General features: G+C 47.8%; 11 protein-coding genes. 6 read left to right on the forward strand and 5 right to left on the reverse strand.

Annotated features, from left to right (window positions below; translation table 11 throughout):
* Positions 1-236: 236 nt before the first annotated feature.
* The gene (locus BQ7394_RS21900; protein ID WP_075559352.1) at positions 237-3,383 is read right to left on the reverse strand and encodes a hypothetical protein; all 3,147 of its coding nucleotides are present in this window, start codon (positions 3,381-3,383) and stop codon (positions 237-239) included.
* Between the two features lie 104 nt (positions 3,384-3,487).
* Between BQ7394_RS21900 and ribF the strand changes: the two genes are divergently transcribed.
* Genes ribF through BQ7394_RS21915 form a run of 3 tightly spaced genes read left to right on the forward strand, consistent with a single transcriptional unit; the run spans position 3,488 to position 6,756 of the window.
* A complete protein-coding gene (ribF, locus tag BQ7394_RS21905) occupies positions 3,488-4,414 on the forward strand; it encodes a riboflavin biosynthesis protein RibF (RefSeq protein WP_075559353.1) in 927 nt (308 codons plus the stop codon).
* A gap of 1 nt (position 4,415) precedes the next feature.
* Positions 4,416-5,471 carry a M20 family metallo-hydrolase gene (locus BQ7394_RS21910; RefSeq protein WP_075559354.1) on the forward strand — a complete coding sequence of 352 codons (1,056 nt, stop codon included), beginning with the start codon at positions 4,416-4,418 and terminating at the stop codon, positions 5,469-5,471.
* A 4-nt stretch (positions 5,472-5,475) separates the two neighbouring features.
* Positions 5,476-6,756, forward strand: a complete 1,281-nt coding sequence (locus BQ7394_RS21915) for a lipopolysaccharide biosynthesis protein (protein WP_075559355.1) — start codon at positions 5,476-5,478, stop codon at positions 6,754-6,756.
* Here the strand turns inward: BQ7394_RS21915 and BQ7394_RS21920 are convergent.
* Positions 6,746-8,413 (reverse strand): nucleoside kinase, encoded by a 1,668-nt coding sequence (locus tag BQ7394_RS21920; RefSeq protein WP_075559356.1) that lies wholly within the window; start codon positions 8,411-8,413, stop codon positions 6,746-6,748. The two genes, BQ7394_RS21915 and BQ7394_RS21920, sit on opposite strands and share 11 nt — an antisense overlap.
* A gap of 84 nt (positions 8,414-8,497) precedes the next feature.
* Here BQ7394_RS21920 and BQ7394_RS21925 point away from each other — a divergent pair, with 84 nt between their 5' ends.
* The 3 genes from BQ7394_RS21925 (at position 8,498) to BQ7394_RS21935 (ending at position 13,524) form a co-directional block, all read left to right on the forward strand.
* Positions 8,498-10,189: a Na/Pi cotransporter family protein gene (locus BQ7394_RS21925; RefSeq protein ID WP_075559357.1), complete on the forward strand. Its 1,692-nt coding sequence runs from the start codon at positions 8,498-8,500 to the stop codon at positions 10,187-10,189.
* A gap of 51 nt (positions 10,190-10,240) precedes the next feature.
* A complete protein-coding gene (locus BQ7394_RS21930; RefSeq protein WP_075559358.1) occupies positions 10,241-12,046 on the forward strand; it encodes a Na/Pi cotransporter family protein in 1,806 nt (601 codons plus the stop codon).
* Between the two features lie 77 nt (positions 12,047-12,123).
* Entirely contained in the window at positions 12,124-13,524 is a 1,401-nt protein-coding gene (locus BQ7394_RS21935; protein ID WP_075559359.1) for a S41 family peptidase, read from the forward strand.
* 89 nt (positions 13,525-13,613) lie between these two features.
* On the opposite strand, the gene BQ7394_RS21940 is transcribed toward BQ7394_RS21935, so the two are convergent.
* The 3 genes from BQ7394_RS21940 to BQ7394_RS21950 form a co-directional block, all read right to left on the reverse strand.
* Complete coding sequence (locus BQ7394_RS21940) at positions 13,614-13,823, reverse strand: DUF4248 domain-containing protein (RefSeq protein WP_075559360.1); 210 nt, start codon at positions 13,821-13,823, stop codon at positions 13,614-13,616.
* 302 nt (positions 13,824-14,125) lie between these two features.
* Positions 14,126-14,533 carry a D-Ala-D-Ala carboxypeptidase family metallohydrolase gene (locus tag BQ7394_RS21945; RefSeq protein WP_075559361.1) on the reverse strand — a complete coding sequence of 136 codons (408 nt, stop codon included), beginning with the start codon at positions 14,531-14,533 and terminating at the stop codon, positions 14,126-14,128.
* A 2-nt stretch (positions 14,534-14,535) separates the two neighbouring features.
* Positions 14,536-14,745, reverse strand: a complete 210-nt coding sequence (locus BQ7394_RS21950; RefSeq protein WP_235848800.1) for a hypothetical protein — start codon at positions 14,743-14,745, stop codon at positions 14,536-14,538.
* Positions 14,746-14,757 lie beyond the last annotated feature (12 nt).

A 14,757-nucleotide genomic window follows, 5' to 3' on the forward strand; every position in this document is an offset into this window, starting at 1 on the left:
TCGGACGGCTGTCCGACGAGTGTGGGACAGCTGTCTGAGCCGGGTCGAACAGCTGTCTGACGTCCGTCGAACAAAGATTTCATCGGCACTTAAGAGAAAATATAACGGCATCCGGAAATCTTTTCCCCGGCAGAAAGATAAAAACATCCCGGCAAGAGGCAACAGGAAGACACCCGAAGTCGTAAAACAGAAAAAGGGCACAAGCCAATCATGACCTGTGCCCCTTTTCCGTTTCTTTACTTTACAATAAAACTATGTACGGACGGTTCATCGAAAGTGATGGAGTCGATCGCACCCGTTTCGGTATTGAAATAGCGGATCGTATCCTGCTCCGTATTCTGGATGGTTACTTTCCAGCCGTCGCCTTCCCGGTCGATCGACAGGATATCCGTCGTGTTGCTGCCGGGAGATACAGCCAGGCCGTCGGCACAATGAACGGTTTCGATATGATAGCGCCTTACATCGAGCGGGAATTTCTTCCCGTTGCAGGTGAAGTTGGCGGTATGTTGCAACTCGTTACTCTGCCAGTCGGTGTTCAATAGATAGATCGTGCGGCAGTCTTTATTGTCCCATACGGTGAAACCGATGGAGGGGGCAGACTCGATCCAGCCGGCCTTCTGTTCACCGGCGACTGTCGCTTCGGCGATTTCACGCAGGGTGGCTTCGTACTGAGCCCGCAACGTATTTTCTGCCGGATAGGTATGAGCGGGGAAATAGACGATCTTTCCGTTTCCGAAGGTAAGCTCGGTTTTAGCGGTCAGTGCCCGGTAGTTCTCTCCCAACATTTCACGGATGACGGCATCATTGGCAGGGAAGCTGACAGGCTGATCCGGTTGAAGCTCCACGTTCAGATGGGCGGCAGTCAGGACGAGTGTTCCGCCATCGAATACATAGTTGCGGATACGCAGGAAATCATTCTCGTCGAAGCTGTTCCAGCCGAGGAAGACCATCGCTTTGTACTTATTCATTACGTCCAAGGGAGCTTCCACCGGAAGCAGGTCGACCGTACCGTACGGAGTGGCGGTGAACCAACCTTGGGGACCGCAGGCATCCACCGTATTATCCGGATAGAAGACATTCAAGAGGTCGAAGCTTTCGGTTGCCTTGTTGAATGCCCACTTATCGCCTTTCTGCGACCACAGGCTGCCACGTCCGAACGACTTCCAGGCATCATTCCTTCCCTGGATAACGGCAATATTACTTTTCAGTTCGCCCCGGCGGGTATGTGTCTCGATAAAATCGAGTACACGATGCTGGGCATACATATGCTCCTTGCCCGACTTGGAATAACGGTCGTTGGCATATTCGTCCGTCCACAAGGCCTCCTCGGTATTGATATGGGAAGAACCGTGCATGTAGGCAACGGCGAGCGACATATAAAGGCGGAGGGAATGTTTCGGGTCGGTAAACGGTCCGGAGCCCCATTGCATGGCATGCAACGAACCGTACTGCGGCTTGCTGTAAGCCCGTGAAGCGCCACGGAGAGAAGAAAGGATGATCTCTTCGGGACCGTACATCTGTTCGGCTCCCAGCCAGTTGTACCCCGCCTGATACAGATAACGGAACAGGGAAGACGGGCCGGTATGGCGGGTACTTTCGCCTTTCGAATAGCGGAAGTTCTCAACCAGCTTGCGGGCTCCGTCGGCCATATCTTTCACACCCTGCGGATCGTAATGGATGAAAACGCCATGATCCGTATAGATAGGACGGTGCTTGGCAAAGATACCGCCATAAGGACGGTTGCGGGCGGCCATATCGGAAAAGACTCCCTGGTAAAGGAAATGCTGCCAGTAGTAATAACCACCGTCATTCTCATGCGCCTGCTTGCCCCGGAACATGGGTGAGGCTAACGTTTCAAGGTCGGGATTGATGCGCTTCGCGGCCAGGGTACGTCCCTCGACCTGCCACGCATACGGCATTTGAAGCTTATTCAACAAATCGGTATAATGACTGATGATCTCCGGATTGGCTACGCGGAAGCCGCTCCATTGGTAAGAGGGACGGAATTGATACCAGTTACCGATACGGTTTGAGACATACCATTTAAAGAAATAGTCGTACGGAGTGTATTCCTTATCGATATGGATCTCGTCGCCCGAAGAAAGGTACACCTCATCGCGTCCCTTTTGAATGATCTGGCGGATGGTGGCTTCCGCCTTGCGGGAACCGTCGTCGAACGTCAGCGGCACTGCAGAGGCAATCCCATCAGCACAGAACTCCACGACATGCAAACCTGTTTCTTTCAGTTCTACTTCCTGGAATGAAGGAGTTACGGAGGCCGGAGCCTGTATCTTGAGTTTCACATCCGGTTTATTCGTTTCGAGCAGAACGCCGAAAGCGCTTCCGGCAGTGACATATTCGGGGACAGACACTATTTCATAGTCGCGCGCACTCTCTTCTATAATCTCCAGCGAACGCAGTTCGTAAGGATAAGCCGCCCGGTTATCTTCTTTCAACAGGGTTAACTTCAGGTCGCCCTTTCCACTGACGGAGGCAGGCAGCAGGATATAGAAGTCGGCCACATCGGATGCCCGGTCGAAGATATTGCCTTCGAAAACGGTCGCGCCGTTGTAGTCCACTTTCCAACGCGGCCAGCTACGGGTGGCGAGGTTGCAACCGATCCAGTAATTGTAATCGTCCGGTTTATCGGCAAACTTCGTAAACGGAATGGAACAAACCGGTTTTTTATTTTGCACCAGCCGGGGAGCTTCCACCCAGCATTCTCCGCTGAAATGTGTCCCGCCGATACGCAGGAAAGCACAGGCCACATTCTCCGGCAGGATAAACTTACCGGTGATATTCCGGAACTTGGATGTTCCTTCGGGGACACTGAGATAAAGGAGAGAGTCGGGACGGTCGTAGATATCATCCTTATAACGCCCCGGTTTCTTGTAGAACAGTTCGATAGCCACCCCGAAGTCGCCGCCGGGAGAGACCGACAGGTTCTGCTGTTTGACAACGGGCAGCGTAACGGTCAGTTCGCCGGCCTTCAAGAGATCGCCCGACACACGGTAATAGGCATGACGTTCGAAGTTATTGTCTTCTCCCTTGAAATAAAGGGAATATTTATCCTTCTTTACATGAACGGAGTCGAGGTTATCGTCGATATAGAATTCGGAGCGGCGGAACATCTCCTCCCCCCTGTTCTGGAAAGGTGCCGGCATCTTCACACCACCTACCACGCGGAGGAATTTCCGTGTCGGATAATCCGCCTGCTGAAACGAGACATTCTCGGTAAGGCTGTTGCCGGGGGTTAATAGATACACCTTCTCACCACCGGAAGGGGTGAAAACAACGGTTCGTTTCTCTGTCTGCATAGGGGCGGCCAGAAGAAGCGACACCGCAAAAAGCTGACTGACCAGAAGGTAAAAGACTCTTTTCATAACTAATATTAAGATATATCTGTTAATAGACAGCCCAAATGTACGATTAATTTCCTTCTTTATGTACTTTTGCCTTTCTATTGAACGAGCGAAAGAAAAGAAAAATGATAGTTATCAGAGATACGGAGTTATTGAAAGGAAAGAAACTGGCTGCCACCATCGGCTTCTTCGACGGCGTGCACCTGGGACACAGGTTCCTGATAAATGAACTGAAAGAGACCGCGAAAGCCCGCAATCTGCCTTCAGCAGTGATCACATTCCCGGAACATCCCCGCGCCGTATTGCATGCCGATTATCAGCCGAAGTTACTCAACTCTTTTGATGAAAAGCTGGAACAACTGGCCTCGACAGGGATCGATTATTGCATTGTCCTCGACTTCACCGTCGAACTATCGCACCTTACGGCACAGGAGTTCATCACTACCGTACTGGCCGGGAAGCTGCATGTCGAAGTCCTGTTGATCGGCTACGACCACCGTTTCGGCCACGACCGGAAAGATGGATTCGAACAGTATGTCACCTATGGGGCGGCTTGCGGCATGGATGTTGTCAAAGCATCCCCCTATGACGACGGACAGACGGCTGTCAGCTCTTCCGAGATACGCAAGTTGCTGACAGAGTGCCAGGTGGAAGAGGCGGACAAGTTACTCACCTATCCGTACCAGCTGCGGGGCACGATCGTAAACGGCTACAAAGTAGGCCGTAAACTGGGATTTCCGACAGCCAACATACAGGTGGACGAACCGTTCAAGATCGTCCCCGGCATCGGAGTTTATGCCGTCTGGGTCTATCTGAAAGGGGAAAGATATAAAGGAATGCTTTATATCGGCGACCGTCCCACGCTCGACAACGGCAGCAACATCACGCTGGAAGTGAATATACTGGACTTCTCCGGTGACATTTACAATAACGAAATAACCGTTGCGTTTATATATTATGTACGCGAAGATATCAAGTTCGGTTCGCTGGACGAGTTGAAAGAGCAACTGGCCCGCGACCGGGAAACGGTCAACAAATTATTATCGGAATAAGATGGAACTTTACTACGAAGCAATAGATACATTAAAGGGAATGATTTCCCGCCCTTCCTTTAGCCGGGATGAAGCGGCAGTAGCTGATTATCTGCAACAGACCTGGCAGTCGGCCGGACATACGGTACACCGCAAAGGCAACAACCTCTGGATCGTCTCCCCGGGTTTCGACCTGAACAAGCCGACCCTGCTACTCAACTCCCATATCGACACCGTCAAGCCGGCCTCCGGTTGGACGAAAGATCCCTTCAACCCCGAAGAGAGCGAAGACGAAAAGCTTTACGGCCTCGGTAGCAACGATGCCGGTGCAAGCGTGGTCTCCCTCTACACCGCCTTCACGCAACTGATCGGGAAAGAGCAGGCTTATAACCTGATCTTCCTTGCTTCCTGCGAAGAAGAAGTATCCGGTAAGAACGGCCTCGAAAGTGCGTTGGCCGACCTTCCTCCGATCGCTTTCGCTGTTGTCGGTGAACCGACGGGAATGCAGCCGGCCGTGGCTGAAAAGGGGTTGATGGTACTCGACTGCGTTTCTATCGGCAAAGCCGGACATGCGGCCCGCAACGAAGGGATCAACGCGATCAGCCTGGCGATGAAAGATATAGAATGGTTCCATACGTACCAGTTCCCGGAAAAGAGCGACTTCCTCGGCCCGGTGAAGATGAGCGTAACGATCATTCATGCCGGCACACAGCATAATGTCGTGCCCGACCGTTGCGAATTTACCGTGGATATCCGCACGAATGAATTCTATCCCAACGAGAAACTGTTCGAACTGATCAAAGAGCAGGTCGGCTGCGAAGTGAAAGCCCGTAGCTTCCGCCTCAACTCGACACGGACAGCATTGGATCACCCGTTCGTTAAGCGGGCTGTGATGATGGGGAAAGAGCCATTCGGCTCGCCTACCCTGAGTGACCAGGCGCTTATGCCGTTCCCTTCCGTCAAGATCGGCCCGGGGAACTCCGCTCGCTCACATGCGGCAGACGAATATATCGGTTTAATGGAGATCAGGGAGGCGATCGATACGTATGTGCGGTTGCTGGACGGACTGAAACTATAATTATATGCTGAAAAAGATACTGGGGACAATTGGAACACGCTATCTGATTGCCTTTCTGAACCTGATGCTTATTTTCATTAATGCCAAGGCATTGGGGGTGGAAGGTGTCGGTCTGGTGGGTATCATCCTGGCTTCGATAAATATTGCTGTCGTATTCAACGGGGTTCTCTCGGGTAATACGATCGTGTATTTCATGAACCGTTATTCCATCCACACCATTTTGTTCCCGGCTTATGCATGGCCCCTGATCGGATCAGGGCTGGCGTGCGCTTTTATGTTATTTTTCGGTTTATTCCCGGAAGAGTACCTGACAGACATATATGTACTGTCGCTGATATCTTCTTTCATTACGACCAATGCCCGTTTCCTTCTGGGTAAAGACAGGATCACAGGGTTCAACATTACTTATATGCTGCAAGGGGGATTGTTGTTCTTTATCCTTCTCTATTTCTACTACATAGCCGGGAAGCAGGAAGTTTCATCCTACATCTACGGATTATATATCGCTTATGGCATTGCCTTTGCCGGTAGCCTGGCCTTGCTTTTCCCCTACCTGATCAAAAGAGAGAACAAGCCGACAGACAAACCGTTCGTTTCCATCCTGAAAGAGATGTTCAGTTATGGACTTTGGGGAAGTGCAGACAATATCGCCGAAGTGCTTACCACCCGGTTGAATTATTTCCTGATCCAACGTTTCGCCGGCCTGGGCAGTGTGGGGTTGCTGGATGCCGGGACAAAGATATCGGAAAGCGTCTGGCATATCAGCCGGAGCGTCAGTTTCATCGAATACAGCAGCGTGGCACAAACGACGGATGCCGATGTACAAAAAAGAACGACACTGAAACTGTTCAAGCTTACTTTTTGTGCAATCGCGTCGGCAACCGTCTGTATTCTGTTTATCCCGGAATGGATCTATACGGATTATCTGTTCAGTCCTGAGTTTACAGGGATGCGAAAGGTTATATTCGGCTTATCCGTCGGGATTGTCGCTTTAGGGTGCAACAGTATACTCAGCCACTATTTCATCGGAAGCGGGAAGATACGTTACAGTGCAGTCAGTTCCTGTATCGGACTCCTTACCCTGCTTATAGCGGGTTATATACTGATACCCCTTTATGGCGTTGTCGGGGCAGCCATCAGTTCCAGCATAGCATTCTGTGCCATGCTGGTGTTTTCCATGACTGTGTTCTGCCGGCATAACCAGACCCGGATAAGCGAATTCATCCCAGACAAAGAAGACTTCAACGAACTCGTCAAACGAATACGCAGCAAGTTCAATACCTGAAACTTCCTCCTCCCAGGAACTCACGCAGAAGCGAAGTGCCGGGCAGCCCTACATCCGGGATATAGTTGAAGTAACGGAGGAACCGCAACAGGCGATAAGCCTCCGCGTTCTCGTTGTCATTTTCGCGCACCTCGGCCAGGATCGGCTCGGCAAACTTGCGAAGGGCCGCCAGTTCATACAACATGGCACTGTTAAACATGGCATCCGCATTCTCCTGATAAGGGAAGATCCATTTATCCTCACCCCGGCGTACACTGGGCCAACGGGCAATTGTGTCTTTTGCCGAATAACCACGGAAGCGGTAGTCACGGATGATACGGCGCAACAGACGGTTGTCGGTGGTCGGTATCCAGTTATGGTTATCCAACGAGATCGAGGTAAGGACGGAGACATAGACCATGTACTTGAACTTATCGTCTATCATAGCCGTCAGTTCGGGGTTCAGGGCATGGATACCTTCTATTACCAGGACTGAATTCTTCTGCATCTTCAGTTTCTTACCCTTATAAATACGCTTACCGGTTCCAAAATCGAAAGTCGGCAGATCGATTTCCTTCCCGGATAATAAATCCTTCAACTCACTGTTGAAATAAGGAAGGTCGAGGGCATAGAGCGATTCGAAATCGTAATCGCCGGTTTCATCTTTCGGCGTATCTTCCCGGTTCAGGAAATAGTCGTCGAGCGATATACTTACCGGGTGGATCAGGTTTGTGATCAGCTGGACTTCCAGGCGTTTGCAGAAAGTCGTTTTCCCGGAAGACGAAGGGCCTGAGATCAAAACGATACGGACTCCCTCTTCATACCGCTTCGCTATTTCTTCCGCGATCTTGGCAACCTGTTTCTCCTGCATGGCTTCCGACACCATTATCAGTTCGGAGGTATGGCCGCTCTCGATGGCACGGTTCAGGTCTCCGACATTATTCAGGTCCAAAGTACGTTGCAACGTTAAGTGCTGCTTATAGGCTTCGAACATCTTATCCTGCTGGATAGCCGGCTCGAGTTCCAGCGGATTACTTCTTTTGGGTATCTGAAGCAATACGCCGTCAAAGTAAGGCACGATATCAAACAGTTGGATATAACCGGTTGAAGGGGTCAGACATCCGTAAAAGAAGTTGATGTAACCGTCCAGTTCATAATACGAAGTATAAGGCATCCCGGCCGTTTCGATCAGGCGGGCTTTGTCATTCATTCCGCGTTCACGGAACAGGACCGTGGCATCGACCGTGCGAACCGTCTTATGAAGGAAAGGCAGATCGGCATCGATTATTTCACGCATGCGCTTCTTTATCTTGTCGATCGTTTCGATATCGATCTTCTTTCCGTTATGGATCACACAGTAGTAACCTTTTGATATCGGATGTTCTAAATTTAATGTAGCAGAAGGGAGTACGTCGTTCACCGCTTTGGAAAAGATATGACACAGGGAACGGACATAAGTTCGAAGCCCTGAAGACTGCGTATAATCCACGAACTCAACATCTTTCGGATGCCAGCAACGGAAATTCAAACCCTCTACCTTATTGTTCACCTGCGCATTCATCGGGCGGTAACGCAAAGGCGCACCAATCATCGTATAGATGTCTAATAGAGAAGAACCGATAGGAACCTCTTTATAGCTATTGTTATTTTTGCAATAAATTGTGATTGTTTCAGACATATTATATCAGTTATTATTTGTAGTTTTGCTGCCTAAAGTTAGGACTATTAATCGGATATACTTCCAGGTATAACTATTTTTTTGATGGATGATACAATTTTTACCGTACTAAAGTTGCTCGGTTCGCTTGCGCTTTTAATGTATGGAATGAAAGTTATGAGTGAAGGTCTCCAGAAACTGACAGGAGATCATCTTCGTAATATCCTAGGCGCCATGACGACTAACCGGTTCACCGGGCTACTCACCGGTGCGTTCGTTACCGCAGCAGTACAGTCATCGACAGCAACCACCGTTATGACCGTCAGCTTTGTAAACGCAGGACTTCTGACTCTGACACAAGCTATCTCCGTCATCATGGGGGCCAACATAGGGACAACGGTCACCGCCTGGATCATGTCGATTTTCGGTTTCCAGTTCAACATGACCAACATTATCTATCCGCTCTTCGCCCTGGCTTTACCTCTCATCTTCTCTAAAAAAAGCAGTCGCAAATCATTAGGTGAATTCGTTTTCGGGTTCGCATTTATGTTCCTGGGGTTGACGACCTTGCGGGAGAATGCCATGCACATGGACTTGGAGCATAATCAGGCGATCCTGTCATTCATCACTTCCTGTAAGGAATGGGGAATGTGGTCTGTGTTGCTATTCCTGCTGGTGGGAAGTATCATTACGATGGCAGTCCAATCGTCGGCGGCCGTTATGGCTATTACATTAATATTATGTTCGAGTGGTGTGCTCGACCTGTACCTGGGTATCGCTCTGGTGATGGGAGAGAATATCGGAACCACCGTGACATCCAATATCGCTGCACTTACCGGTAATGCACAAGCCCGAAGGGCGGCATTTGCGCATTTCATATTTAACTTCTTCGGAATCATCTGGGTACTTTGCATCTTCCATCCGTTCATAGATACGGTCAAGAGTATCGTTACCTACCTGGCACCGAATACCCCAAAAGACATCGCCATCACTTATACGTTGTCGGCATTCCATACCGCCTTTAACATCTGCAACGTATTATTATTAATATGGTTTATAAAACCGATCGAACGGTTGGTTTGTTTTGTGATCAAATCGAAGCCGGAAGACGAAGAATATCGCCTGCATTATATCACCGGCGGCCTTCTGTCGACAGCCGAGTTATCTATCCTGCAAGCCAGTAAGGAGATTTCACTTTTTGCAGAACGGACCACCCGCATGTTCAACATGGTGAAAGAGGCATACTATGAAAAAGACGAAGACGCTTTCATGAAAACGTACAACCGGATCGAAAAGTACGAGAACATCAGCGACCATATGGAGATAGAGATAGCCAATTACCTCACCCTGGTAGCAGAAGGCCGTCTGAGCTCGGAAAGTAAGGAAGAGATCCGTATCATGCTCCGCGCCGTATCGGAAATTGAAAGTATCGCCGACTCGTGTAACAACCTGGCACGTACCATCAAACACCGGAACGAAGGGAAGTCGATCTTCACCGACAAACAGAATCACAATATAGACAAAATATTCGAATTGGTGACTCAGGCTTTGTACCAGATGAACCTGATATTGAAGAAACCGGAATTGGTACACGATGATATCAATCCATCTTACAATATCGAAAACGAAATAAACAATTATCGTAACCTGCTTAAACAACATAATGTGGAAGATATCAATAATAAAGCATACCAGTATCAGGACGGTGTGTATTACATGGATATCGTTAGTGAAGCTGAAAAGCTGGGTGATTATGTACTAAATGTTGTCCAGGCAGTTATCGAAAAGAAAATATAATTATGCATACATATATTTTAATCGGATATTTATCCACTTAAACTTAGATAGATGGACTATTCTTTTTTTGATTTTCTTACGCTTGTAGGAGCATTAGGTATGTTCCTATACGGAATGAAAGTGATGAGTGAAGGTTTACAGAAAGTCGCGGGAGACAAGCTGCGAGGCATTCTCTCTGTAATGACAACTAACCGTTTCACAGGTGTTCTGACCGGAATTCTGATCACAGCACTCATTCAGTCATCAAGTGCCACCACCGTGATGGTTGTAAGTTTTGTTAACGCAGGACTTCTTACATTGACCCAGTCAATCAGTGTTATCATGGGAGCCAATGTCGGAACGACAGTTACGGCATGGATTATTTCACTCTTTGGTTTTAAAGTTGATATCAGCGTCTTTTCCCTGCCGCTTATCGGTATATGTATCCCGCTGATATTCTCCGGCAAAAGCAAGCGAAAGTCATGGGGTGAGTTTTTAATGGGTTTTGCTTTCCTCTTCATGGGACTTTCTTATCTGAAATCGTCCGTCCCCGACCTGCAAAGCAATCCTGAAATTCTCTCTTTTCTACAAGATTACACCTCTTTGGGATATCCTTCCCTTCTTATATTCCTTCTTTTAGGGACTATCCTTACAGTCATCGTACAGTCTTCCAGTGCGACCGTTGCCATCACATTGATCATGTGTACACAGGGATGGATACCTTTCGAAATGGCAGCAGCCATGGTATTGGGAGAAAACATCGGAACAACTATCACTGCAAACATTGCAGCTATCTCGGCCAACGTGTCGGCCCGCCGCGCAGCAATTGCCCACCTGATGTTTAACGTATTCGGAGTTTGCTGGGTTATGGCTCTGTTCTATCCGTTCACCAATATGATTTCCTGGATCGTAACAAACTACGGCCCCGGTGATCCGAACGAAATGACCCAGTTCCTCAGTACGCTCGATCCTAAAACGATCTCGCTGATCACATCCAGCGCACAGATTACAGACCCGCACCTGCTTGCATTACAAAAACAATTAATGACTTTACAGGTATCTGTTTCTTACGGTCTTTCCCTCTTCCATACCGTATTCAACATTGCCAATGTTTGTATCATGATCTGGTTCGTGAAATTCTACGTATATGTTTGTTCCGCCCTTATCAAGCCGAAGAATGTCAGCGACGAAGAAGAGTTCCAGCTGAAATACATTCCGTCGGGTATGCTTTCAACGTCCGAGTTGTCATTGATGCAAGCTAAAAAGGAAATTGCCGTATTCGGAGAACGTACGCAACGCATGTTCGGCATGGTCAAGGACCTGTTCTATGAAAAGAACGAGGATAACTTCCTGAAAATATACAGCCGTATCGAGAAATACGAGAACATCAGCGACCGCATGGAAATCGAGATCGCCAATTACCTGACATTCGTTGCTGAAGGCCGCCTGAGCTCGGAAGGTAAAGAAGAGATCCGCATCATGCTCCGTACCGTTACGGAAATAGAAAGTATTGCCGACTCTTGTAACAACCTGGCACGTGGTATCAGACGCCGCAACGAAGGCAAATCTGAGTTCACCGACGAACAGAACCACAACATCGACCAGATGTTCGCCCTGTTGGAAAAGGCGTTGACCCGAATGAATGAAATCCTTCACATGCCGGAAGTCGTACACGACGATATCAACCAGTCTTACAACATTGAAAACGAAATCAACAATTATCGTAATCAGTTGAAGATCCATAATATGGAAGATGTCAACAACAAGAAGTATCAGTATCAGGACGGTGTATACTATATGGACCTTGTCGGCGAATCGGAAAAGTTGGGTGATTACATTCTAAATGTTGTTCAAGCAGTTATCGAAAAGAAAATATAATCGTATATTTGTTGGCATAACGAACATTAAAGTCCTGATCTTGCATAAGATCGGGGCTTTTTCAATATAGAAAAAAGATGAATCACAAACATTATTTCTGTTTCCTCCTGGGATGTTTATCAATAGTTATGGCCTCCTGCTCGACAGACGATCCAAAACCGGACCCAACGCTCGACGAGAATGTAAATGCCTGGATCTACGATATCATGGAAAAGCATTATATGTGGTATGACGAAATCCCGGCAAAGGAATCACTCGACATGACAACCGACCCCGAGAAATTCTTCAACCTGTTGCTTTCCGATAAAGACGGCAAAGTGTTAAAGGGAGAAACAGAGCATCATTATTTCTCAAGAATAGAAAAGAAAAAGACTTCCACCAAATCAATCGACGAAGAATCGACATACGGTTTCGACTTTGCAACAGCCAAAATACCGGGTACAAATACAAAAGTTGCCTGGATAATATACACTCTCCCTAATTCACCTGCAACAGAAGCAGGCCTAAAGCGGGGCGACTGGATTTTAGCTGTAAACAGCGAAACACCCAACATCACCGACATCAGTGTATTAAGAAGTGGAAACGCTGTCAAATTCTATACCGGCACATACAATTCCGCAAACAAGAGTTGGACAATCACCAACTCTGTCAATATCTCAGCAAGCCTCCCGGTAGAAAACACCCCTTTCTTAAAAGACTCGGTCTATCATTATGGAGATAAGCATATCGGCTATCTGGCATACAACCATTTCTCTTCCGGCCCAGATGGCTACGAAGACAAAACATGGGATAAACAAATGAAACAGATATTTGCGAACTTCAAGTCTCAGAATGTAAACGAATTCGTTCTCGATTTGCGCTATAATGGAGGAGGATTGGTCACTTCTGCACAGTTGTTAACTTCTATGCTTGCCCCTGCTAAAGACCTGGGTAAGACCTTCTGTAAAATGGAGTACAATGATAAATATAAGGATAACAACAGAAGTTTGGCTTTAGAATCGGCCGCCTCTGTATCCGGAGAGAATCTGGACCTGAAACGGTTATATGTGTTAGTAGGCCCGAATACAGCCTCAGCCTCCGAGGCAGTTATCAACTGCCTGATCCCATATATGGGAAGATCGAACATTACACTGATCGGAGAACAAACGATCGGAAAAAACGTTGGCTCCGAACAATACGGAGATAACCAGGACTACGACTGGTTAATTTCCCCTATCGTCCTGCATATAAAGAATGCGGATGGAAACGCGAATTACGAGGACGGCTTCGTTCCGGATATCCTGTTGGAGGAATTGTTTGTAAACAACACTTTATATCCATTGGGAGATCCCGACGAATTGCTGCTTAAAACTGCATTCAACCAGATTTTGAACAAAGGATTGAAAAGCACTCCTATTGAAAATACGGAGCACGCAAAGATCTTCTTTAATCCTATCCTGAATAAAAGAACGAACGGAATGTTATTACTTCCACAATAACAGCTTACCGAACGCAGAGTAACGCAGATATATTGTTTATCAACAAAATAAGTCCGCGTTACTCTGCGTATTCTGTGATAATAGAACTTTCAGGGTTCACCCAGATATTCAAAAATGAGCGTTACTTGTTTGGGAGTTAAAATCTTCTGCCCGTTATAGTAGCCAGCATCGACAAGGGCCTGCATGAGCGGTTTGTTATACACGAGCCAGCGTTTTAACTGTACGCCTGCGCTACGGATGTTGCTGTGCGGGAAATACATCACACTCAGCTCTTTGATAGATAATGTTGTTGGTTTCATCTTGATAACAAAGATAGCGAAAAGAATTGAAAATCGGAATGTTTATCGTACCATCTTTAATAGGATCAACCCGGAAAGAATCAGGAGGATCAATAAGGTTGGGAGCTGCCAGACCGTTGTCTCTTTCTTTTTTTCCTGCGTTTGTGCGAATAACCGTTCAAGCTGTTCTTCATATTGATAAACGAGCGTCTGCAAGCTGTCGCAGGTGGCTGTGACAAACAAGGTGTCGTGCCGGAAGCGGATTTCGGCTGTCGCCTGTCCGTGTAATCTGCGTTCCTTAATATCGACTTTGATACATCGCCCTACTTGTAAAGTACCTGCTGCCGGTTGAAACCTTCGCGATAGGAAAGATGCAGGAACTTTTTCCGCCGGTAAACGATTGCCTGGTCGAAAGCCAGTCCGGAAGCTTGCAGGATTCCCAATAAAACCTCCGGCCCTTCAGCGATATAGCAATCGGCTGCTTCGCCTTTCGTATGCTGCGAGTTTTTAACGCCTCCTGCAAGCAGGTTGACAGCCTCGTTGCGGTAGCCGCTGGTGATGGCGATGGTTTTGCCATAACGATTCCGAAGTGGTTGCAACAGATGGGTTGTTAGGTTTTTCAATGCCAGAAGCGCTTGCGGATTCGGGATGTTTTCGAGCCCCTGTTCGATGGCGATCCGGCTGTAAGTAAATTCTTCTAAGGTGAAATTTTTTGATAGCTGGAGATGCATTCTTATTTATTAGATTTATATTTATAATCGACCCCGAACAACGCCCCGGCAAAGGTGCTTGTCTCGCCGAAAGCCACCAGCACGCTGTTATGGATTTCCCCCAGCGGTGCCGTCCAGAAGCCGAAAAATAAAAGCAGGATGCCGGCTGCTGTCAGCAGCACGGCAATCCAAAGTTGTACACTGTGTTTCTTCTTCACTCTTTTCCTTGCCAACTGTCACTTGTC

Source organism: Parabacteroides timonensis (assembly GCF_900128505.1).
In the GTDB taxonomy this organism is placed as follows: Bacteria; Bacteroidota; Bacteroidia; order Bacteroidales; family Tannerellaceae; genus Parabacteroides; species Parabacteroides timonensis.